This is a genomic window from Marinobacter sp. KMM 10035 (genome assembly GCF_046537445.1).
Classification (GTDB): Bacteria; Pseudomonadota; Gammaproteobacteria; order Pseudomonadales; family Oleiphilaceae; genus Marinobacter; species Marinobacter sediminicola.
In genome coordinates, this window is record NZ_JBBVMG010000002.1 from 19,220 (window position 1) to 43,087 (window position 23,868).

Annotated in this window: 17 protein-coding genes; 3 read left to right on the plus strand and 14 right to left on the minus strand. The window is 52.4% G+C overall.

Features of this window, described 5'->3' with window-relative positions; translation table 11 throughout:
• Nucleotides 1-16 precede the first annotated feature (16 nt).
• From AADB16_RS12045 to sdhC, 11 genes are all read right to left on the minus strand, one after another.
• Nucleotides 17-808 carry a segregation and condensation protein A gene (locus AADB16_RS12045; RefSeq protein WP_309044575.1) on the minus strand — a complete coding sequence of 264 codons (792 nt, stop codon included), beginning with the start codon at nucleotides 806-808 and terminating at the stop codon, nucleotides 17-19.
• Nucleotides 801-2,015 (minus strand): tryptophan--tRNA ligase, encoded by a 1,215-nt coding sequence (locus AADB16_RS12050; RefSeq protein ID WP_309044385.1) that lies wholly within the window; start codon nucleotides 2,013-2,015, stop codon nucleotides 801-803. Before AADB16_RS12050 ends, AADB16_RS12045 begins: the two co-directional genes overlap by 8 nt.
• Before the next feature lie 119 nt (nucleotides 2,016-2,134).
• Nucleotides 2,135-3,007, minus strand: a complete 873-nt coding sequence (gene sucD / locus AADB16_RS12055) for a succinate--CoA ligase subunit alpha (protein WP_309044384.1) — start codon at nucleotides 3,005-3,007, stop codon at nucleotides 2,135-2,137.
• The gene (gene sucC / locus AADB16_RS12060; protein WP_309044383.1) at nucleotides 3,007-4,173 is read right to left on the minus strand and encodes an ADP-forming succinate--CoA ligase subunit beta; all 1,167 of its coding nucleotides are present in this window, start codon (nucleotides 4,171-4,173) and stop codon (nucleotides 3,007-3,009) included. Before sucC ends, sucD begins: the two co-directional genes overlap by 1 nt.
• Before the next feature lie 194 nt (nucleotides 4,174-4,367).
• The gene (gene lpdA, locus AADB16_RS12065) at nucleotides 4,368-5,810 is read right to left on the minus strand and encodes a dihydrolipoyl dehydrogenase (RefSeq protein ID WP_298446960.1); all 1,443 of its coding nucleotides are present in this window, start codon (nucleotides 5,808-5,810) and stop codon (nucleotides 4,368-4,370) included.
• Nucleotides 5,811-5,845: 35 nt separating this feature from the next.
• Nucleotides 5,846-7,075, minus strand: coding sequence for a 2-oxoglutarate dehydrogenase complex dihydrolipoyllysine-residue succinyltransferase (gene odhB / locus AADB16_RS12070; RefSeq protein ID WP_410803677.1), 1,230 nt, complete (start codon nucleotides 7,073-7,075; stop codon nucleotides 5,846-5,848).
• Nucleotides 7,076-7,100: 25 nt separating this feature from the next.
• Complete coding sequence (locus AADB16_RS12075) at nucleotides 7,101-9,938, minus strand: 2-oxoglutarate dehydrogenase E1 component (RefSeq protein WP_309044381.1); 2,838 nt, start codon at nucleotides 9,936-9,938, stop codon at nucleotides 7,101-7,103.
• Nucleotides 9,939-10,254: 316 nt separating this feature from the next.
• Nucleotides 10,255-10,959 carry a succinate dehydrogenase iron-sulfur subunit gene (locus AADB16_RS12080; protein ID WP_298446957.1) on the minus strand — a complete coding sequence of 235 codons (705 nt, stop codon included), beginning with the start codon at nucleotides 10,957-10,959 and terminating at the stop codon, nucleotides 10,255-10,257.
• A 14-nt stretch (nucleotides 10,960-10,973) separates the two neighbouring features.
• Nucleotides 10,974-12,746 carry a succinate dehydrogenase flavoprotein subunit gene (gene sdhA, locus AADB16_RS12085; protein ID WP_298446956.1) on the minus strand — a complete coding sequence of 591 codons (1,773 nt, stop codon included), beginning with the start codon at nucleotides 12,744-12,746 and terminating at the stop codon, nucleotides 10,974-10,976.
• A 3-nt stretch (nucleotides 12,747-12,749) separates the two neighbouring features.
• A complete protein-coding gene (sdhD, locus tag AADB16_RS12090; RefSeq protein ID WP_410804549.1) occupies nucleotides 12,750-13,091 on the minus strand; it encodes a succinate dehydrogenase, hydrophobic membrane anchor protein in 342 nt (113 codons plus the stop codon).
• Complete coding sequence (gene sdhC, locus AADB16_RS12095; protein ID WP_200204961.1) at nucleotides 13,088-13,465, minus strand: succinate dehydrogenase, cytochrome b556 subunit; 378 nt, start codon at nucleotides 13,463-13,465, stop codon at nucleotides 13,088-13,090. Before sdhC ends, sdhD begins: the two co-directional genes overlap by 4 nt.
• Before the next feature lie 477 nt (nucleotides 13,466-13,942).
• Between sdhC and gltA the strand changes: the two genes are divergently transcribed.
• Nucleotides 13,943-15,217, plus strand: a complete 1,275-nt coding sequence (gltA, locus tag AADB16_RS12100) for a citrate synthase (RefSeq protein ID WP_309044378.1) — start codon at nucleotides 13,943-13,945, stop codon at nucleotides 15,215-15,217.
• Nucleotides 15,218-15,353: 136 nt separating this feature from the next.
• Nucleotides 15,354-16,226 carry an NAD(P)-dependent oxidoreductase gene (locus tag AADB16_RS12105; RefSeq protein ID WP_410803680.1) on the plus strand — a complete coding sequence of 291 codons (873 nt, stop codon included), beginning with the start codon at nucleotides 15,354-15,356 and terminating at the stop codon, nucleotides 16,224-16,226.
• Nucleotides 16,227-16,309: 83 nt separating this feature from the next.
• Here AADB16_RS12105 and topA read toward each other — a convergent pair whose 3' ends face one another.
• The 3 genes from topA to fadB form a co-directional block, all read right to left on the minus strand.
• On the minus strand, nucleotides 16,310-18,949 hold the full coding sequence (gene topA, locus AADB16_RS12110; protein WP_309044376.1) for a type I DNA topoisomerase: 2,640 nt from the start codon (nucleotides 18,947-18,949) through the stop codon (nucleotides 16,310-16,312).
• Between the two features lie 271 nt (nucleotides 18,950-19,220).
• Entirely contained in the window at nucleotides 19,221-20,396 is a 1,176-nt protein-coding gene (gene fadA, locus AADB16_RS12115; RefSeq protein ID WP_298446951.1) for an acetyl-CoA C-acyltransferase FadA, read from the minus strand.
• A gap of 33 nt (nucleotides 20,397-20,429) precedes the next feature.
• The gene (gene fadB, locus AADB16_RS12120) at nucleotides 20,430-22,577 is read right to left on the minus strand and encodes a fatty acid oxidation complex subunit alpha FadB (protein WP_410803683.1); all 2,148 of its coding nucleotides are present in this window, start codon (nucleotides 22,575-22,577) and stop codon (nucleotides 20,430-20,432) included.
• Between the two features lie 427 nt (nucleotides 22,578-23,004).
• On the opposite strand from fadB, the gene AADB16_RS12125 reads away from it, so the two are divergent.
• Nucleotides 23,005-23,823, plus strand: coding sequence for a hypothetical protein (locus tag AADB16_RS12125; RefSeq protein WP_410803684.1), 819 nt, complete (start codon nucleotides 23,005-23,007; stop codon nucleotides 23,821-23,823).
• Nucleotides 23,824-23,868 lie beyond the last annotated feature (45 nt).

Consider the following 23,868-nt stretch of genomic DNA (forward strand, 5'->3'; position numbering starts at 1 on the left):
CAATGCGATATTTATTCTAACGTGCCGCCCGCGCACGCACGTGAATCTGGCCAAGCACTTCTGCCTGTACCACTTCTATCAGCTGCTCTTTCACCAATTCCAGGGTCGCCAGAAATGTCACCACCACCCCTAACCGCCCTTCCTCAATGGTAAACAGGCTTTGGAAGGTGACGAACTGATCATCCCGCAACACTGACAAAATAGCGGACATGCGCTCGCGGGTGGACAGCCTTTCCCGCTCAACGTGATGACTGGTGAAAAGGTCAGCTCTGCTCAGTACGCCCTGCAAGGCAAGAAGCAGATCACGCATTTCAACGTCTGGGTGCGCTTGATTTGACGGAAGCTTCGGCAAGGATGCGGACACAGTAAATGTGTCGCGCTCCATGCGCGGAAGGGTATCAATATCCTCAGCGGCTTTTTTGAAACGCTCATATTGTTGCAGTCGACGAATGAGCTCTGCACGCGGATCCACCTCATCGTCTTCCTCTGCCTCATGCCGTGGCAACAACATACGGGATTTGATCTCCGCAAGTGTTGCCGCCATTACCAGGTACTCAGCTGCGAGTTCGAAGCGCATGACTTCTACGGCGCCAATATATTCCATGTACTGCCGGGTTATCTCACTGACGTCTATATCCAGAATATCCATATTCTGGCGCCGTATGAGATACAGCAAAAGATCTAGCGGGCCTTCAAAAGCCTCAAGAAACACCGCAAGGGCATCCGGCGGGATATACAGGTCATTAGGAAGGTCAACAACCTCCTTACCTGATACCCGCGCTAATGGAGCCTGATCTGGCTTAGCGATAGCTCAATCCCATCGCTGCTCGAACTTCGTCCAGAGTATCTCTTGCAGCGTCCCGCGCGTGCTCACGCCCTTCCTGCAGAATGGAATGTACAAGATCTGGACTGTTTTCATATTCAAGAGCCCGCTCACGAATGGGGCGCTGCTCTTCCACAATTGCGTCAATTAATGGCTTTTTGCAATCCAGGCACCCTATGCCGGCACTGCGACAGCCCGTTTGAACCCACTCTTTGGTGGACTCATCGGAGTACACCTTGTGCAGACCCCAGACAGGGCACTTTTCAGGTTCGCCGGGGTCAGTGCGACGCACTCGCTGTGGATCTGTCTGCATGGTACGAACTTTTTGAGCGACGGTGTCAGGATCTTCCCGCAACCCAATGTAGTTATTATAGGACTTGGACATTTTTTGACCATCCAGCCCCGGCATTTTTGAATCGGGCGTTAAAAGGGGCTGTGGCTCAGGCAATATGATCTTGCCACCACCTTCGATGAAGCCGTAAAGGCGTTCACGATCACCAAGGGAGATATTCTGCTGCTCCATAAGTAACGCTCGGGCAGTTTCAAGCGCTTCCATGTCGCCCTCTTCCTGATAACGCTTTTTGAGTGTGCGATAGAGCTTGGCGTTTTTCTTACCCATCTTCACGATGGCCGCCTCTGCCTGGTCTTCAAAACCGGGTTCACGCCCGTAAAGATGGTTAAAGCGGCGTGCCACTTCGCGGGTGATTTCCACATGGGACACCTGGTCTGCGCCTACAGGCACCTTGCCTGCCCGGTACATAAGAATGTCTGCCGTCTGCAGTAGTGGATACCCAAGAAACCCATAAGTTGCCAGATCCTTTTCCCGCAGTTTTTCCTGCTGATCCTTATAGGTGGGAATGCGTTCCAGCCAGCCCAGCGGTGTAATCATGGACAACAGCAAGTGAAGCTCTGCGTGTTCCGGTACTTGAGACTGGATAAACATGGTGGATGAGCCAGGATTCACCCCCGCCGCCAACCAGTCGACCACCATATCCCATACGCTTTGTTCTATGCCGGACGGGTCGTCGTATTGCGTTGTCAGGGCATGCCAATCGGCTATAAAGAAGAAGCACTCAAATTCGTGCTGGAGTTTCACCCAGTTTTTTAGCACACCATGGTAATGACCTAGATGTAGCTTGCCGGTCGGACGCATACCAGACAAAACCCGTTGCTGGGACTCTACTGAACTCAAAGCACAAACTCCTTCTTTTGAATGGGATTCGCCCATACTAGATCAGACGACCCAGCATTATAAATAAAAAACCCCCGCTCTGCAGAACAGAAACGGGGGTTTTCACGAAAGAAACTAACTTACCAGCCAGTTACTTCCTTCAGAGCCTTACCAATATCGGCCAAACTGCGAACAGTTTTAACGCCGGCATCGTTCAAAGCCGCGAACTTCTCGTCTGCCGTGCCCTTACCACCAGAGATGATGGCTCCGGCGTGGCCCATACGCTTGCCCGGAGGTGCTGTAACACCGGCAATGTAGGCAACCACTGGCTTAGTGACGTTATCCTTGATGAATGCAGCCGCTTCTTCTTCAGCAGTACCGCCAATTTCACCAATCATCACAATCGCTTCTGTCTGCGGATCATTCTGCAGCAGTGCAAGAATATCGATGAAGTTAGAGCCTGGAATCGGGTCGCCACCAATGCCTACGCAGGTAGACTGGCCGTAGCCGAAGTCTGTGGTCTGCTTGACCGCTTCGTAAGTCAGGGTGCCGGAGCGGGATACGATACCCACCTTGCCTGGCTTGTGAATGTGGCCCGGCATAATACCGATCTTGCACTCACCCGGAGTAATCACACCCGGACAGTTAGGACCAATCATGCGAACGCCTTTACGATCAACGTATTCTTTGGCGTAAAGCATGTCGATGGTCGGAATGCCCTCAGTGATGCACACGATCAGCTCAATACCGGCATCTGCCGCTTCAATGATCGCATCCTTACAGAACGGAGCAGGAACATAGATTACGGTAGCCTCGGCTCCGGTCTTTTCTACTGCTTCACGAACGGTATTGAATACCGGCAGGCCCAAATGCTCAGTGCCGCCCTTACCCGGGCTTACGCCACCGACCATTTTGGTTCCGTATTCGATAGCCTGCTCAGAGTGAAAGGTACCCTGTGCGCCAGTAAAGCCCTGGCAAATAACCTTGGTGTCTTTATTGATCAGGATGCTCATTATTTACCCCCTGCGGCTTTAACAACTTGCTCTGCAGCATCCGCCAGACTGGTGGCGGCGATAATGTTCAGGCCACTTTCAGCAAGTACCTTGGTGCCTTTCTCAGCGTTGTTGCCTTCAAGGCGCACAACCACAGGAACCTTGACGCCCACTTCCTTGACTGCACCGATAATACCTTCAGCAATCATGTCGCAACGGACAATACCACCGAAGATGTTAACCAGAACGGCTTGTACTGCGTCGTCAGACAAGATGATCTTGAACGCTTCAGTAACACGCTCTTTGGTTGCACCGCCGCCAACGTCAAGGAAGTTTGCTGGCTCACCGCCAGACAACTTGATGATGTCCATGGTGCCCATGGCCAAGCCCGCACCGTTAACCATGCAGCCGATATTTCCATCCAGCGCTACATAGTTGAGCTCCCACTTGGCAGCTTCGGCTTCACGAGGATCTTCCTGGGAAGGATCGTGCATTTCCTGAATCTTTTTCTGGCGATACAGTGCGTTACCGTCAACACCAATCTTGGCATCCAGGCAGTGCAAGTCACCGGCTGGGGTAATAACCAGCGGGTTGATTTCCAACAGAGCCAGGTCACGCTCTTCAAACAGCTTCGCCAGACCCATGAAAATCTTGGTGAACTGACCGATTTGCTTGCCTTCCAGCCCAAGCTTGAATGCCAACTCGCGGCCCTGGAATGGCTGTGCACCAACCAGCGGATCGATCTCAGCTCTCAGGATCTTTTCCGGTGTTTCTTCAGCAACCGTCTCGATCTCGACACCACCTTCGGTGGACGCCATGAACACGACCCGACGGGAGGCACGGTCGACAACCGCCCCCAGATACAGTTCCTGATCAATATCGGTCAGGGACTCAACCAGAATCTTGGTGACCGGCTGGCCGTTTTCGTCTGTTTGGTAAGTCACCAGGTTTTTGCCCAGCCACTTTTCAGCAAACTCGCGAATCTCGTCTTTGGTCTTGACCAGCTTTACGCCGCCAGCCTTACCACGGCCACCCGCGTGAACCTGGGCTTTAACCACCCACGCATTGCCGCCAATTTCATCAGCGGCTGCAACCGCGTCTTTCGGAGTATCACAGGCAATGCCTTGAGATACGGGCAGGCCATATTCAGCGAAAAGCTGTTTGCCCTGATATTCATGCAAATTCATAGTTAGTGTCCCGCTTTTTGATGGAGGATAACCACGTACGGCAGTGAACTCGCCACTCCCCGGATGAGGAGCCTTAAACGCGAATTCTGTTCGATGAGCAGGGGATCACCTCAGCTCACCACGATCGCAAACGGAAATCTGTCTTTTTATAATAAAGGGGCGCCATTACGGACGCCCCTACTTCCTGTTTTGCGTTACTTCTTTTTGCGACGGTTCGCGATGTGAATCGCACCACCGTTGACTGCCAGGGCCGCCTCATGCACAGACTCCGAAAGAGTCGGATGTGCAAAACAGGTCAGCGCCAGATCTTCTGCACTGGAACCGAACTCCATGGCAATAACGCCCTGGGCAACGATTTCTGATGCCTGAGGCCCAACAACGTGGAAACCCAGAATTCGATCAGTTTTCTCGTCGGCAATAATTTTCACCATACCTGAGGCGGCATTTGCAGCCATTGCACGGCCGTTCGCCGCAAATGGGAAAGTACCAACCTTGTAGGCTTCGCCTTCAGTCTTGAGCTGCTCTTCCGTCTTGCCTACCCAAGCCACTTCCGGCGAGGTGTAAATAACGTTGGGAATGCAGTCGTAATTTACCTGGGGCTTTTGGCCAGCGATGCGCTCAGCGACCATTACACCCTCTTCCGAAGCTTTGTGCGCCAGCATTGGGCCGCGCACTACATCACCTACAGCCCAAACACCCGGCGCTTCGGTCTTGCACTTCTCATCAACAAAGATGAAACCGCGCTCGTCCATACTTACGCCGGAATCGGCTGCCAAAAGGTTATCGGTATAAGGTCTGCGACCGACGGCAACAATCAGCTTGTCGACCTTCAGTTCCTGCTTACCCTTGCTGTCTTCGTAACTCACATTAACCAGCTTGCGCTTGACCTCGGCACCGGTTACGCGGCCACCCATGACAATATCCAGGCCCTGCTTACGGAACTGCTTCAGTGCATCTTTTGCAATCTGCTGGTCAACCGCCGGCAGGAAGGTATCTTGCGCCTCCAGTACAGTCACTTCAGCGCCCAAGCGGGCCCAAACACTACCCAGCTCAAGGCCGATAACCCCAGCGCCAATGATGCCAAGACGCTTTGGCACCTTATCAAATTCCAACGCACCTTCAGAATCGACAATATAGCCTTCCGTCATAGGCGCAGGCGGGATATCGATAGGCTTGGAACCCGTTGCAATAATAACGTTATCCGCTTCGTAGGTGCTGGTTTTCCCGTCTTTGTCAGTCACTTCCACCTGACGATTAGCCAACAGCTTGCCGTGGCCATAAATAGAGGTGACACCATTAGCTTTAAACAACCCGGCGATACCGCCAGTCAGCTGTTTTACTATACCGTCCTTGCGCTCCATCATTTTGGCGATGTCGATTTTGACATCCTTGGCAATGATGCCCTGCATTTCATAGTCGTGGCTTGCTTCCTCAAACTTATGGGAAATCTCAAGCAAAGCTTTAGACGGGATACAACCCACGTTCAGGCAGGTACCGCCCAGAACCTGTGACTTGCCATCTTTAGAGCTCCAAGACTCGACACACGCAGTTTTGAGACCAAGCTGAGCCGCTTTGATGGCCGCAACATAGCCACCAGGGCCTGCGCCAATAACAATTACGTCGTACTTATCAGACATAGTAAATCCTGTTTTCCGATTCGTTAGGTGTCAGCTCACACGTCCAGCAGAATGCGCGCCGGGTCCTCAAGCATGTCTTTTATGGCCACAAGGAATTGTACCGCCTCCTTGCCATCCACCATGCGGTGATCATAGGACAGTGCAAGGTACATCATCGGACGGATTTCCACCTTGCCATTGACCGCCATGGGGCGTTCCTGGATTTTGTGCATACCCAGAATCGCTGTTTGCGGCGGATTCAGGATCGGCGTAGAAATCAGGGATCCGAAAATACCGCCATTAGTAATGGTAAAGGTACCACCGGTCATATCTTCAATCGCAAGCTTGCCACCTTTCGCCTTGGTGCCGTACTCAACAATCTTCTTCTCGATATCTGCCAAGCCCATTGCGTCCGTATCACGGAGTACCGGAACAACCAGGCCGCGATCAGTGGATACGGCAACACCGATGTCCTGGTAGCCGTGGTAAACCATATCGTTACCATCGATAGACGCGTTCACCGCCGGGAAACGCTTCAACGCTTCCGTGGCAGCCTTGGCGAAGAAAGACATAAAGCCCAGCTTGATATCATGACGCTTCACGAAGCTGTCCTGATATGCCTTGCGCAGCTCCATGATAGGCCCCATATCAACCTCGTTAAAGGTCGTCAGCATGGCAGCTGTTTGTTGCGCATTAACCAGTCGCTTGGCGATGCTGGCCCGCAAACGGGTCATTGGCACACGCTTTTCAGGACGCTCACCAGCGGCCACGTTCACTTCGGGCATAACAGACGGTGCAGCTGCTTTTGCGGAACCACCTGAAGACTTGGAAGTATCCACATGATTTTGAACGTCTTCTTTCGTAACGCGCCCGTCTTTTCCAGTGCCCTTTACAGCAGCCGGATCAACGTTGTTTTCGTCAGCTAACTTACGCGCAGCCGGGCTCAGAATCGCGTCGCCGGACTCCTGGCTTTGCTCAGACTTGGCTTCACCTTTATCCGCACTGGCACTGCTGGCTTTGCTCTCCGAAGAACCGGAGTCGCCCGCAGCGCCCGCTTTAAATTTACCAATGACTTCACCGCTCTCTACGGTATCGCCTTCACCTTTAAGAATTTCCTCGATTACACCGTCTGCAGGTGCGACAACTTCGAGAACCACTTTGTCGGTTTCGATATCGACAATCAGGTCGTCACGTGAACAGGCTTCGCCAGGCTGTTTGTGCCAGGTCGCGACGGTACCCTCTGCGACCGACTCCGGGAATACGGGGGCTTTAATCTCAGTAGACATTACAGTTCCTTAGTTCGGTAGCTCGTCAGATTTCAAACGCGTCGTTAACAAGGTTTTTCTGCTCTTCAATATGCACGGACATGTGCCCTGCCGCCGGAGCAGCGGAAGCCTGACGGCCAGCATACTGAAGGTACAGCTTTGGATTCAGACGTTGCAGCGCATTCCGCATATGGTGCTGACTGCAATACCAGGCACCCTGGTTCATTGGCTCTTCCTGGCACCAAACAACATGTTTGAGCTTCGGATACTGCGCCAAGGTTTCGTCCAGATCCTCGCCGGGGAACGGATAGAGCTGCTCAATACGCACTAGGGCAACGTCGTCCCGCTCGTCGGTTTTCTTCTTTTCCAGAAGGTCATAATAGACCTTGCCACTACAAAGAATAACCCGGGTAACCTTTTTCGCTTCAGGCAGATCTTTCTCAGGAAGTACTGTCTGGAAGGTGCCTGAGGTCAGATCGTCCAGATCCGAGGTCGCTTCTTTGTGGCGCAACAGACTCTTGGGCGTGATTGCCACCAGAGGCTTACGCAATGGACGCTTAACCTGGCGGCGAAGCATATGGAAAACCTGGGAAGGCGTGGTTGGCACACATACCTGAATATTGTGCTCTGCAGATAGCTGGAGGAAACGCTCAAGCCGTGCAGAACTGTGCTCAGGCCCCTGCCCTTCATAGCCGTGCGGCAGCAACAGAGTCAGCCCGCACAGGCGGCCCCACTTATGTTCGCCGCTGGTCAGGAACTGATCGATAACCACCTGGGCGCCGTTTGCAAAGTCACCAAACTGAGCCTCCCAGACAACCAGTGCATCCGGCGTAGTTGTTGCGTAGCCGTACTCGAACGCCATCACTGCCATTTCCGACAGTAGCGAGTCGTATATTTCGAACTTTGGCTGTTTATCAGAGAGCTGTGCGAGCGCTATGTGTCTGGAGCCGTCTTTCTGATTATGCAAAACCGCGTGACGGTGAGAGAAGGTTCCACGCCCCACATCCTGTCCGGTCAAGCGGATTGGATGCCCTTCATTGAGCAGCGTTGCGTACGCCATGATCTCGCCGTAACCCCAGTTAATGGGCAGCGCACCTGCCGTCATTTTGTCTCGGTCAGTGACGATCTTGGATACCTGGCGCTGAATGCTGAACCCTTCGGGCACCTGGGTCAGCTTCTTGCCCAGCTTCTGGATGGTTTTCAAGGGCACGCTGGACTTACACTTGGCAGTCCATGCGTGACCAAGATAAGGAGCCCAGTCCACGTAGAGATCTTTGTTCGGCTCTTTGACAAGAGATTTGACCACGTGCTCGCCGTTGTCCAGCGCATCACGGTAGTCATTTTCCATCTGCTTGGCTTCGTCTTCAGTTACCACACCTGCAGCAATCAGCTTGTCTGCATAGATATTGCGCGTGGTTGGCAGCTTACGAATTTTTTGGTACATCATCGGCTGTGTTGCAGCAGGCTCATCCGCCTCGTTGTGTCCACGACGGCGATAACAAACCAGATCGATAACCACGTCACCTTTGAATTCGTTGCGATAGTCCATCGCCATTTGAGTTACAAACACAACCGCATCTGGATCATCAGCGTTCACATGCAGTATCGGCGCCTGGACCATCTTCGCGATGTCGGTGCAGTACTCCGTAGAGCGCGCGTCTTCCTGCTTGCTGGTGGTGAAGCCAACCTGGTTATTGATAACAATATGGATGGTGCCACCCACCCCGAAACCACGGGTCTGGGACATCTGGAAAGTTTCCATCACCACACCCTGACCAGCAAATGCCGCATCACCGTGCATGATAACCGGAACAACCTGATTGCCTTCCGTATCAGAACGCCGAGTCTGGCGGGCACGAACCGACCCCTCTACCACTGGAGATACTATTTCCAGGTGGGATGGGTTAAACGCCATGGCCAAGTGCACTTCACCGCCGTCAGTCATAACGTTGGACGAGAAGCCCTGGTGGTATTTAACGTCGCCGGAACCTGAATCGGCGAGCCTTTTGCCCTCAAACTCATCAAACAGTTCTTTGGGGTTTTTGCCCAAAGTATTGACCAGAATATTCAGTCGGCCACGGTGGGCCATACCCAGAACAATTTCCTTGGCACCGTAATGACCGGCACGCTGGATAAGCTCATCCATGCAAGGAATAAGACTTTCACCACCCTCAAGACCAAAACGCTTGACGCCTGGGTAGCGGGAGCCAAGGTATTTCTCCAAGCCTTCGGCAGCTGTCAGGCGTTCAAGAATATGGGTTCGGGTAGCGGATTCGAAACCGGGCTCTGAGCGAACCGGCTCCATACGTTGCTGAAACCAGCGCTTGATGCGGGTATCAACCACGTGCATATATTCGGCACCGATGCTTCCGCAGTATGTCTTGCGGAGACCATCGTAGATATCGCCAAGCTTCATGGTGTCAGAACCAAAGCTCAGAGAGCCTGTCTGGAATTCCAGATCGAGATCGGACTCGGACAGATCGTGAAACGACAGTTCAAGATCTTCTACCTTGGGACGATTCCAGACGCCGAGTGGATCAAGCTTTGCTTCCTGGTGACCACGAAAACGATAAGCATTGATTAACTGAAGAACACGAATCTGCTTTTTATCAGCATCCGACGTAGCGCCAGCTGGCACGCCATTAGTCGTAAGGAAACGCTGATTGCGGGAGATGTGCTCAAACTGTTCCCGAATCGAAGAGTGAATAACGTCGCGGCCATGATTGCCATCAACGCTTGGAAGCTTGTCGAAATAGCTGCGCCACTCTTCAGGAACGGCATTAGGGTCTGTCAGGTAGGTTTCAAAAAGCTGTTCAACATAGGCCAGATTTCCACCTTGCAAGTGGGACGTCTGCCATAACTGCTCCATCATGCTTTCTTGCATTTTGAATAGCTCACCTTGGGCTGGTGCGGGGGAGCCAAGTATGGTCGGCCAGGGGTAACTATCAGTCAATACGGGTTTTTACGGGATCGACTATGGCCACCACACCCAACATGGATGTTTTCCGTTCCCCAATGATTTTTTATACTCTGCAACGCCGCAAGAAAACCTGCTGAGTTCCCGGCACGGCTTGCGTAGTGTGCACCCGGGTAAGACCTTTGACTATAAGCCTTTGGTTGAAGGCCCCGCATAAAATGCGAGGCCTTCCGGGAGTCCAACCTATCCAGACCAGTATAGCGCCTGTCTGAAATCTTGCCGCTTATGTAGCTCTATGCAGCAAAAGATTCCGGATATGGCCAATTGCCCTTGTGGGGTTGAGGCCTTTCGGACATACGCTGACACAGTTCATGATGCCCCTGCAACGGAACACACTGAACGGGTCATCCAGATTGGCAAGGCGCTCAGCTTGCGCTGTATCGCGGCTATCCGCCAGGAAGCGATATGCCTGCAACAGACCTGCCGGACCAATAAACTTGTCCGGGTTCCACCAGAACGAAGGACAGGATGTGGAGCAGCATGCACAGAGAATACACTCGTACAAACCATCCAGCTTTTCCCGATCTTCTGGTGTCTGGAGACGCTCAATAGCAGGCACTGGCGTATCGTTCACAAGGTACGGCATTACTTTTTCGTACTGCTTATAGAACAGACTCATATCTACGACCAGATCGCGGATAACCGGCAAGCCTGGCAAAGGGCGCAATACCAATTTGCCATTCTTGACGACCTGCGACATCGGCGTAATACATGCCAAGCCATTTTTGCCGTTCATGTTCATGCCATCCGAACCACACACACCTTCACGGCACGAGCGGCGGTAGGCCATTGACGAATCCTTTTCCTTGATGAGGTTAAGCACATCAAGAACCATCAGATCCTTTCCTGCCGGAAGCTCAACCTCTACGTCCTGCATGTAAGGGGCGTTGTCAGTTTCCGGGTTATAACGGTAAAGACTTACCAACATAGTGTACGTTCCCCTTAGTATGTCCGGACTTTCGGCTGGAAGGTTTCGACAGTTTTCGGCGCGAAGTTAACATCACGCTTGCCAATACGCTTATCCAGCGGGAAGTAGAGAGAATGCTTCAGCCAATTTTCGTCATCACGCTCGGTGAAATCGTTACGGGCATGAGCACCACGGCTCTCTTTACGCTCGTTTGCCGCAATGGCCGTTGCCTGAGCCACCTCAAAAAGGTTGTCCAGCTCAAGCGCTTCAATGCGGGCAGTATTGAATGCATTGCTTGTGTCGGTCAGCTTGGTGTTGCGAACGCGCTCACCGATCGCCGCGAGCTTCTTCAAGCCCTCTTCCATGCTCTTGCCGTCACGGAACACACCAAAGTAGAGCTGCATGCAATTCTGAAGATCCTTACGAACCTCAGCAACGCTCTCACCTTCAGAAGCACTGTTCAGGCGATCCAGACGAGCCATCGCGCGCTTGATGTCTGCGTCGGTTGCGTCGTCAGTTTCAAAACCGCCGCGCAACTGCTCTTCGATGTGCAGGCCTGCCGCACGACCAAAAACAACCAGATCGAGTAGCGAGTTACCACCCAGACGGTTTGCACCGTGGACGGAAACACAGGCTGCCTCACCACAGGCAAACAGGCCCGGGATCGGCTGATCGTTACCGCTTTCGTCTTGCGTCAGCGCCTGGCCACCTACGTTTGTAGGAACACCACCCATCATGTAGTGACAGGTAGGAACAACCGGGACCGGCTCTTTTACGGGATCTACGTGAGCAAATGTACGGGACAGCTCACAGATACCCGGCAGTCGCAGATTCAGGGTTTCTTCGCCCAGGTGATCCAGCTTCAACAACACGTGATCCTTATCGGGACCGCAACCGCGACCCTCAAGGATCTCAATAACCATGGAGCGCGCCACAACATCACGGCCCGCAAGGTCTTTCGCGTTCGGAGCGTAGCGCTCCATAAACCGCTCGCCTTCAGAGTTGATCAGGTAGCCACCCTCACCCCGACAACCTTCCGTTACCAGCGTACCGGCACCGTAAATTCCGGTTGGGTGAAACTGCCACATTTCCATGTCCTGCATCGGGAATCCCGCGCGCAGTGCCATGCCAACGCCATCGCCAGTATTAATCAGCGCGTTGGTAGTAGACGCATAGATACGACCGGCGCCACCGGTTGCCAGAACCGTCGCCTTGGACTTGATGTAAGCCACTTCGCCGGTTTCAATTTCAATGGCAACAACACCAACAACTTCGTTCTTGCTGTTTTTCACGAGATCAACGGCATACCATTCGTTCAGGAAGGTAGTACCGCCCTTCAGGTTCGCCTGATACAGCGTGTGCAACAGCGCGTGGCCGGTACGGTCAGCGGCTGCGCAAGTGCGTGCGGCCTGAGTCGGGTTATCCGGCCCTTTGGACTGACCACCAAATGGACGCTGATAGATGCGGCCCTGCTCAGTTCGGGAGAAAGGCAACCCCATGTGCTCAAGTTCGAAAACAGCCTGCGGCCCGACGGAACACATGTACTCAACTGCATCCTGGTCAGCAATGTAATCAGACCCTTTAACGGTGTCATACATGTGCCAGCGCCAGTCATCATTGGGGTCTGCACTTGCAATCGCGCAGGTAATGCCACCCTGGGCAGATACCGTGTGCGAACGGGTTGGAAACACTTTAGTGATACACGCAGTTTTGACGCCTGACTCGGTCAACTGCAGGGCCGCTCGCATGCCGGCACCGCCGCCGCCGATTACAATTGCGTCGTAAGAGATAGTCTTAATGTTAGACATCGATCAAAGCCCCCAAATAATCTGGATTCCCCAGACCACATACACAAAACCAACCAGGATGAATGCGGCTTGAAACAGAAAGCGCGGCATTGCTGATTTGATATAGTCGGTAGATACCGTCCAAAGCCCAACCCACGCGTGAGCGCCGATTGAAAGCAGAGCCAGCAATGAAAAGATCTTGAACCAGGTTTGATCAAACAGAGCCGACCAGGACTGGTAATCCACATCGGTTGCCACAAAGAAACCAATCAAAAACAGTGTATAAAAGGCAAGGACGTACGCAGAAACCCGCTGGATAATCCAATCCTGGATACCGTTACGGCCAATGTTGGTCACACTATTCATGCCCATACGAAAACTCCTGCCAGAACGATAAGGATAACGGATACTGCAATCGTAATTTTTGCAGCTGCTCGCCCGCTTTCCAGCTCTTCACCAATGCCCATATCCATCAGCAGGTGCTTGATACCCGCAACAAGGTGATAAAGCAGAGCAGATAGAATGCCCCAGGTGATCAGCTTGGCAAGGAAGCTGTTCAGCAGTTCACTGACCTGACTGAAGCCTTCTTCCCCTGAAAGGGAAAGCTGAAGCCCGTAGAGCATGAACGCAACACCAACAAAAATGATGATGCCGCTGATGCGGTGCAATATGGACGTAATGGCTGGCAGCGGAAAATGAAACGTGCCGAGATCGAGATTTACTGGTCGTTTGCTATTCACAGCGCTCTCACACTCTCTTTTGGTGCCGCGGAACCGGCAAGCCGGCGGCGGTTAGTTGGTATGTAACGATCGAATGTTGAATACGATATCGACAGACGATTGGTTCAGGAGGGTGAACACCAACAAGGTAGCTTGCTACGCACAAACGCCCATGAAGATGGATCCCCAATTCCGGGCTAGGGATTATAAGGAGGCGCCCGTATAATTACAAACGCGCAACACGCGCCGAAGCCGCGCGAGGACTGTAACAGAGCAAGCTATTAAGCGTATTGACAAATGCTTTTTTCCATCCGGGGCCGCATTATTCGTGATATCCCTGATTTACAATGAAGGGCTTATCGCGATGTTTCCGTACTCTTTCATTGACAAAAAAAGCCTACGCCCTATATTTTGCCGCCAGTTTTGCGATAATACGCGCCTTCTCGCGCAACTATAAAGACAGCTAGCACTGTCAAAGCTGATAAACAGGAGAGCACTATGACCGACAGGAAAGCCACGCTCTCGGTGGGGAATGAGTCCATTGAGCTACCGATTTATTCCGGCACCGTTGGACCTGACGTTATCGACGTTAGAGGTTTAGTCCAGAATGGCGTTTTCACTTACGACCCGGGCTTTGTCTCTACGGCCGCCTGTGAGTCGGCTATCACCTACATTGATGGTGACGAAGGCGTTCTACTGCACCGAGGTTATCCAATCGAGCAGCTCGCAGAGCATTCAGACTACCTTGAAGTCTGTTACCTGCTACTGAAAGGCGAACTGCCAACAGCTGAACAGAACAAGCTGTTCCACGACACCATCAAAAACCACACCATGCTGCACGACCAGATGCGCAATTTCTTCCACGGCTTCCGCCGGGACGCGCACCCTATGGCAATCATGTGTGGAGTTGTCGGGGCACTTTCCGCGTTTTATCACGATCAGATGGACGTTACCAACGAACATCAGCGCGACATTACGGCCCATCGCCTCATCGCCAAAATGCCAACAATTGCGGCCTGGTGCTACAAATACAGCATCGGCCAACCTTTCGTTTATCCACGAAACGATTTGTCATACTCAGAGAACTTCCTGCAGATGATGTTTGGCGTGCCCTGCGAGACTTATAAGGCAAACCCGATTCTCGCAAAAGCCATGGACAAGATTTTTATTCTCCATGCGGACCACGAACAGAACGCCTCCACATCTACTGTGCGACTGGCAGGCTCCTCTGGCGCCAACCCGTACGCCTGCATCGCTTCTGGCATTGCGGCACTCTGGGGCCCTGCACACGGCGGCGCTAACGAGGCTGTCCTGGACATGCTTGCGGAAATTGGCGACGTATCCAACATCGATGCGTTCATTGCCAGAGCTAAAGACAAAGATGATCCTTTCCGCCTGATGGGCTTTGGTCACCGGGTTTACAAAAACTTTGACCCGCGCGCCAAGGTTATGGCCGAAACTGCCCATGAAGTCTTGAGCGAACTTGGACTGGAAAATGACCCTCTCCTGAAAATCGCTCAGCGTCTTGAGCAGATCGCCCTTGAAGACGAATACTTCGTCAAGCGTAAGCTTTACCCGAACGTAGACTTCTACTCAGGTATCATTCTCAAAGCTATCGGGATCCCGACATCCATGTTTACGGTAATCTTTGCCATGGCACGGACGATCGGCTGGTTCTCCCACTGGAACGAAATGGTCAGCGGTGATTACCGCATTGGCCGTCCGCGCCAGCTGTACACTGGTTCTCCAGCAAGGGATTACCCTAAAAAGTAACCCTGAACTGCACTGGATAAAAAAAGGTCGCTGAATCAGCGGCCTTTTTTTATGGGTTTGATCGCCACCCTTTATCGCGGTTAACTTGTGCTTGTCTGTGCTAATTTAACCGCCATAACTCTACAAGGAGAAAGCAATGACAACCGCAACCTTTATAGGTCTTGGCGTTATGGGCTACCCCATGGCCGGCCACTTGGCAAAAGCCGGCATTACGGTTCGGGTATGGAATCGCTCCACGGAAAAATCGATACAGTGGGCCAAAGACTATCCCGGAACCGCCTGCGAGACCATCAAAGAAGCCGTCCTAGACGCTGATTTTGTAATGACCTGCGTAGGTGCCGACAGGGACCTGATTGCGGTTTACGAGGGTGAAGATGGCATTCTGGCACATGCAAAACATGGTGCGGTGCTGGTGGATCACACCACCGCTTCTGCCGGCGTAGCTGAGAACCTCTCCAAGGCTGCCCGCAAGGTCGGTATGGGTTTTATCGACGCACCGGTCTCCGGAGGCCAACAAGGCGCCCAGAACGGACAGCTTACGATCATGTGCGGCGGATCAGAGGAAGACTACTCGAAAGCCCAACCGCTATTGCAGATCTATGCCAGAGCATTGAATCTCATGGGCCCCGCTGGAAGTGGCCAGAAGACAAAAATGGTCAATCAGATTGCCATCGCAGGCTTGGTGCAAGGCCTCTCAGAAGCTCTGCATTTTGCCGAACAGGCAAATCTCGATGTGAAAAAAGTTGTAGACGTCATTTCCAAGGGCGCAGCTCAGTCCTGGCAGATGGAAAACCGATCAGGAACCATGATTGATGGTAAATTTGATCATGGATTTGCCGTTGACTGGATGCGCAAAGACTTGGGCATATGCCTCGATGAAGCACGCAAGGTAAATGCCTCGCTACCAGTTACAGCACTGGTAGACCAGTTTTATGGCGACGTTCAGGATATGGGCGGCAAACGCTGGGATACGTCTTCGCTGATTCAGAGACTACGGAAGTTCAGATAAGCCAGGAAAAAAACCCAGCTAAGCGAAAAAGAGGCCAGAGCTTGCGCTCTGACCTCTTTTCTTATTCGCCTGACCAGCCATTACTACTTCTCGCGCGGCTGCCATTTTCCATTAACATACCATGCGGACCAACCGGTCGCCTTACCGTCTTTTTCCGTCATCACATACTGCTCTTTGGTTTTTCGGCTATACCGGATGACCGTCGGGTTACCCTCAGGGTCACGCTCCGGAGCCTCCATCAAGTAATCGTGCTTCGGATCGATTTCCTTCCGGTGCGGCTTAATCTCCATGACCAGTGGTGGCCGAGTCTCGCGGTTTTTCGGGAACTTGCTGGCCGCCAAAAACATTCCTGATGCACCATCACGCAACACATAGGTGTCGTCGACTTTCTGGCATTGCAATTCAGGCATCGGCACTGGATCCATTTTGGGTGGCGCCGGCTCCCCGCTTTTCAGCAGCTTGCGGGTATTCTTACAGGTATCACTCATGCAACCGAAGTACTTGCCAAATCGGCCTGTTTTCAGCTGCATTTCGGAGCCACACTTATCGCATTCCAGCGTGGGGCCATCGTAGCCTTTAATCCGGAATGTACCCTCTTCCACTTCGTACCCGGCACAGTCCGGATTATTACCGCACACATGGAGTTTTCGGGTTTCATCTACCAAATAGCTGTCCATGGCCGTTGCGCAGATCGGGCAGCGACGCTTTTTACGCAACAGCCGGGTTTCACCCTCACCCTCAACATCGTCATCCGCGCTAACCACTTCATCACCAGACACCAGGTTGATGGTGGTTTTGCAGCGTTCTTTAGGTGGCAGTGAATAACCAGAGCACCCCAGGAACACACCCGTACTGGCAACACGAATCTGCATGTTACGAGCACAGGTTGGGCAGGGAATATTGGTTTCGGTTGGATCGTTCGGGCGCATACCGCCCTCACCATCAGCTGTCTCCGCAGATTCCAGCTGCTGACGGAAATTGGCATAGAAGTCGTTAAGAACCTTCTTCCATTCCACATCACCCAAGGCAATGCGGTCCAGATCACCTTCCATCTTGGCTGTAAAATCGAAGTCCATCAGATTGGAAAACGATTCGCACAGGCGATCTGTGACAATCTCACCCATCTTCTCCGCGTAGAAGCGACGGTTCTGCAAGCGCACGTAACCGCGATCCTGAATGGTCGATATAATCGACGCATAGGTGGATGGCCGTCCAATCCCCTGCTTTTCGAGCTCTTTAACCAAGCTGGCTTCCGTATACCTAGGCGCTGGCTTGGTAAAGTGCTGGCTTGGCTCAAGCTTTTCGAGACTCAAAGCCTCACCTACCTTGATGTCGGGCAGGGCAACGTCTTCTTCTTTCTTGGCCGACTGCGGGGCAACCTTCAGAAAGCCCTCAAATTTGATGATGCGGCCACGGGTGCGCAGCTCGTAACTGCCATTGGCAACAACAATAGACGTGCTAAGAAATTCTGCTTCAGCCATCTGGCAGGCAACGAACTGTCGCCAGATAAGCTCATAGAGCTTCTCCGCGTCTTTTTCCAAACCACTGATAGCGGCTGCCTTACGAGAGACCTCTGTAGGACGAATAGCCTCGTGTGCTTCCTGGGCCCCTTCTTTACTGCCATATACCTTAGGCTTCTCTGGCAGATAACGATCACCGAACTGCTCCTTGATAAAATCACGGCAGCTGTCGATTGCATCCTGGCTAAGGTTGGTGGAATCGGTACGCATGTATGTGATGTAACCGGCCTCATAGAGGCGCTGCGCCAGCATCATGGTTTTCTTGACACTGAACCCAAGGCGATTACTTGCAGCCTGCTGTAGCGTTGAGGTAATGAAAGGCGCTCCGGGCCGAGACCTGGTTGGTTTGTCTTCCCGCTTGGCCACCTCAAAGGCGCCAGCTTTCAGGCGCTCTACATGTTCATTACTCTGCTGTTCGTTAACCGGGCGGTACGGCTTGTCATTGTAGCGAGTGACTTCAAACCGCACAGGTTGTTCACTGGCCTTTGCACCCAGTCCGGCAAACATCTGCCAGTATTCCTCAGGCACGAACACACGAATGTCTCGCTCACGCTCTGCAATCAAACGCACCGCAACCGATTGAACACGGCCAGCCGACAAGCCACGGGCAAGCTTGGCCCAAAGCAGCGGCGACACCATGTAGCCCACGACCCGATCAAGAAAGCGTCGAGCTTGCTGCGCATTAACCTGATTGGTATCCAGGCTGCCCGGATTCTCGAACGCTCCCTGAATCGCGCGCTTGGTAATTTCGTTAAACACAACGCGGCGATACTTTTCAGGCTCACCACCAATGGTCTGCTTAAGGTGCCACGCAATGGCCTCCCCTTCGCGGTCAAGATCCGTTGCGAGATAGATGTGGTCGGCATTTTTGGCAAGGCGCTTCAGCTCACTGACAACTTTTTCCTTGCCAGGAAGCACTTCATAGCGAGCGCTCCAGTCATTGTCCGGATCAACACCCATCCGGGCAACCAACTGCTCCCGCGCTTTGCGCTTTTTGTGTGCAACCTTGTCTTCCGGGCTGAGCTTGCGAGTGATCGCCGCCTGCCTGGCGCGCTCTTTCGGATCAGACTGGGATCCGCTGCCACTAACAGGGAGATCACGAATGTGCCCAACGCTGGACTTTACGATGAAGTCAGAGCCCAGGTACTTGTTGATGGTCTTCGCTTTCGCTGGTGACTCGACAATTACGAGACTTTTACCCATATCGGAGTTCTGTATCCTTTGCGATAAATCGGCCGGTAAACAAGCAGACCGTAAACTCGCTGTAAAATCAATCGGCTGGAAAAGCTATAGGAGCCGCCATTGTGTATAGGCTCACTGTTTTACAGGGTCAGGAATAGCAAGACAACCCATTCTTTGTTTCAGTCATGCATTTTTCAAGTTTCCGTGGCGCACTCTACAGCTCCCCAGAAACAAGAAAAGCCCGGCGCGAGCCGGGCCTTCCATGAAAGCGTTACTGCATCCGTCTAGCGGATTACAGGCGCTCCCAGACCGTCGCAATACCCTGACCCAAGCCGATGCACATGGTGGACACACCAAGTTTACCGCCTTTGGCCTGCATTACGTTCAGCAGAGTCGTAGAGATACGGGCACCTGAGCAGCCCAGCGGATGCCCAAGAGCAATCGCGCCACCATTCAAGTTTACCTTCTCCTCCATAACACCCAGCAGTTTCAGGTCTTTCAGTACTGGCAAAGACTGACCAGCAAAGGCTTCGTTCAGTTCCCAGAAGTCGATATCTTCAACTTTCAGGCCTGCACGCTTAAGCGCCTTCTTGGTTGCTGGTACCGGGCCGTAACCCATGATTGCGGGATCACAGCCGGCAACGGCCATGCTGCGGATCTTCGCCATCGGCTTAAGGCCCAGCGCTTCTGCACGCTCTGCAGACATCAGTACCATTGCAGAGGCACCATCAGTCAGCTGAGAGGAAGTACCAGCCGTTACAGTACCGCTCTTCGGATCAAAAGCCGGCTTGAGCTGGCCCAGTGATTCAACGGTGGTCTGTGGACGGATGGTTTCATCATGCTCAATCAGCACCTTGAAGCCATTCTCATCGTGACCTTCAATAGGCACGATTTCGTTCTTGAAACGACCTTCAACGGTCGCTTCCTGGGCCAGACGATGTGAACGCGCGCCGAACTCATCCTGCTGCTGACGGGTAATACCGTGCATTTTCGCCAGCATTTCTGCAGTCAGACCCATCATGTTCGAGGCCTTGGCAGTGTACTTGGAGGCAGCCGGGTTATGGTCGAAACCTTCCGTCATGGGTACGTGCCCCATGTGCTCTACACCACCTACCACAAACACATCGCCGTTGCCGGTCATGATGGCCTGAGCTGCCGTATGGATTGCACTCATTGCAGATCCACACAGGCGGTTCACAGTCTGGGCTGCAGACTCGTGAGGGATACGGGTCAGCACAGAAATCTGCCGCGCCACGTTAAAGCCCTGCTCCTTGGTCTGGTTTACACAGCCCCAGATAACATCTTCAACTTCTTTTGGGTCGAGCTTCGGGTTGCGTTCGAAAAGCGCATCGATCAGCGTAGCCGAAAGGGTCTCCGCACGCACATGGCGGAAACAACCATTTTTGGCACGACCCATCGGAGTCCGCACGCAATCGACGACGACAACGTCTCTCGGATTAAGGCTCATAGATCTTTCTCCGTTCGGAAATCTCGTTCAGGGTTAACCAAAGAACTTTTCACCAGTTTTGGCCATTTCACGCAGCTTCTCGGTCGGATGATACAAAGCACCAAGATCTGCAAACTTGTCTGCCAGCTCAACGAACTTGTCTACACCCATATCATCGATGTAGCGCAGGGCACCACCACGGAACGGCGGGAAGCCGATACCGAAGATCAGACCCATATCCGCGTCAGCTGCATCTGCCACGATGCCATCTTCCAGGCAACGCACAGTTTCCAGACATAGCGGAATCATCATACGAGCAATGATATCTTCGTCGCTGAACTCGCCCTCACCCTGAACAACCGGCTTGAGCAGTTCGTAGGTCTCTTCATCGACAACCTTCTTCTGCTTACCTTTACGGTCCAGTTCGTATTTGTAGAAGCCCAGTTCGTTCTTCTGACCATAACGGTTGTTTTCAAACATCACGTCAATGGCCGTTTTTTCTGCATGCTTCATACGATCCGGGAAGCCGTCGGCCATCACTTCGCCAGCGTGTTTGCCGGTATCCATGCCAACAACGTCCAGCAGGTATGCCGGGCCCATAGGCCAGCCGAACTTTTCCATTACCTTGTCTACGCGCTGGAAATCCGCACCGTCACGTACCAAGCCGACAAAACCGCCGAAGTAAGGGAACAGGACACGGTTCACCAGGAAACCTGGGCAATCGTTAACAACAATCGGGGTCTTACCCATCGCCTTGGCGTAGGCAACCGTTGTTGCAATAGCGCGATCGCTGGTCTTCTTGCCACGGATAACTTCAACAAGCGGCATCATGGGCACTGGGTTAAAGAAGTGCATGCCACAGAAATTTTCCGGACGCTTTAGGTTCTTAGCCAGAAGGTCGATAGAAATAGTCGACGTGTTAGACGTCAGAATAGCGTCATCACGAACCGCATCTTCAACTTCACGCAGAACCGCATCTTTTACCTTGGGATTTTCAACAACAGCTTCAACAACCAAGTCTACGTTCTTGAAATCACCGTAGTTAAGCGTTGGAGTAATGCTGTTGAGAACATCAGCCATCTTGCCTGCGTCCATGCGGCCTTTATCGACGCGCTTGGTTAGCTGCTTTTTGGCTTCTTTGAGGCCCAGTGCAATACCGTCCTGATTAATATCTTTCATGATGATAGGCGTGCCTTTCAGTGCCGACTGATAAGCAATACCACCACCCATGATTCCGGCGCCCAGAACGGCAGCCAGTTTCACTTCAGACGCTTCTTTTTCCCAAGCTTTGGCTTTCTTTTTAAGTTCCTGATCATTCAGGAACAAGCCAACAAGGCAGGCCGCCACATTCGTCTTCGCCATTTTGGCAAAGCCTTTGGCTTCCACTTCAATGGCCTTGTCGCGGGTCATGCCAGCGTGCTTCTGCATCACCTTGATCGCTTCGACCGGTGCCGGGTAGTTTTTGCCCGCTTTGGCACCCACAAAGGCTTTGGAAATCTCGAACGCCATCATGCTTTCCATGGCGTTGAGCTTGATCTTGCCTTTCTTCTCTTCGCGACGCGCTTCGTGGTCAAGCTTGCCTTCGTTGCACTGATTAATGATTGCAACAGCCGCTTCAACCAGCTTCGCCGGCTCAACGATTGCGTCAACAGCACCTGTTTTCAGAGCTACGTCGGCACGGTTTTCTGCACCGCCACAAATCCACTCAACGGCGTTGTCCACACCTACCAGGCGGGATAAACGAACAGTGCCGCCGAAGCCCGGGAAGATACCCAGTTTTACTTCAGGCAGGCCTACTTTAGCCTTCGGAGCCATAACCCGATAATCGGTCGCCAGGCACATTTCAAAACCGCCGCCCAGAGCGATACCGTTAATTGCAGTTACAGTGGGGAAAGGAAGATCCTCTACCGCGCTGAAAATTGCATTGGCCTTCAGGTTGTTGGCAACCAGATCTTCCTCGGAACCGGCAAACAGTTCAGTAAACTCTGTAATGTCGGCACCAACAATGAAACTGTCTTTGGAACTGGTTACTACCAGGCCCTTGAGTTTCTTCTGTGCTTTAAGTGCATCAGTCGCGGCGTGGAGCTCTTCAATGGTAAGACGGTTGAACTTGTTTACCGACTCGCCTTGCAAGTCGAAGTCCAACTGAGCGATCCCGCCTTCGATCTCTTTAACCGTGATGGCTTTACCTTCGTAAATCATCAACTGATCTCCAGTCTGTGTTTGGAACTGCTTCCAACTCTGGACAGCCTCTTTATCGAGATTGCCAAAGCTGTTTGATGCAGCGAGATTTCTGTCACTGCCCGATCAGACGACTAAAAATTCATACAGTCGTTTGAATCGTGAGGGCACACGATGTGAAAAAACAGCACGTTTGTCAATTTGTTTCTTTATGATCGAACGCAACATGCAGCAATTACACCTGCGCCACGACGTCAGATCCTTATGTATCAATAGATTACAACCTAATGCATAGAAGGAGCTTGAACTTCATGACGCAAATTTCAAAGATATTTACAATTCCCCATTCCCGCGCCAGCAAAACTGCTTGATTGGCCGAGAAACTTACTTTACCTTCGTTCTACGACTTTGGTACACAATAATAAACGCTTTACGGAGAATCCGTCCGATGAAAACCACCCACCTGGGCGCTCGCGCCTCTCTGGTTGCTTCACTGTTTTTGTTCTTGCTCACATCTATGAACGTAAAGGCACAGGAGTCTGACGACTTCCTCGCCCAACTGCATAACTTCCGCGTGAGCAACTACGTGGCGCTTGATGCGTATTACCGGTTTATCGGATCTGGCAGCACCAACACTCTGAACGAGATCGTGGCCGGTATCAACTCAGCCAACGACGCCATGAACCTCGTTACAAACAATACAGGTGGCGGACTATCCAAAGAACAACTTGAAGAGCTCAACGGCCAATTCGATAAATTCAAAAGTCTGATGCGCGACAACATCAACGATGTGCGGACAACGGGTTATCCAGATTTACGTTTGGTGTCAGACATGGCTAACCAGGCACTGGAAATGAACAGCAAGGCAACCGAGCTTTACCAGATCGCCCAGGAAGGCTCCGCGAAACAAACAAGCCAGCGGGTTGAAGCAGCCAGAATGGGTGCGGTTGTCATTGCCCAAATGATGGCAAAGTACTCAGTTCGCACCAACTCGTCGGTTGCGCAAATCTTTCAAGGCTCCTCCCTGGAAACATCACTTGATGAGCAGGCCAAAGACTTTGACAAGCTGCTTGAAACAATGAGCACGGGTGAAAGTAACGCAGAGCTGAGCGGACTATTAAGCGACGTAAATGCAAAATGGCAGTTTATCCGCGGCTCTTACATCAACTACAACGAAAACAACGTAGGCTTTGTAATTGACCGGTACTCCAAGCGCATCCTCGAAAGCCTGACTTCGGTTATTTCGCTACTCCAGCAGAGCGCGTGAATACCACGAGAGCCCTTCCCCCAGTCGGGCTCGCGTACTATGCTG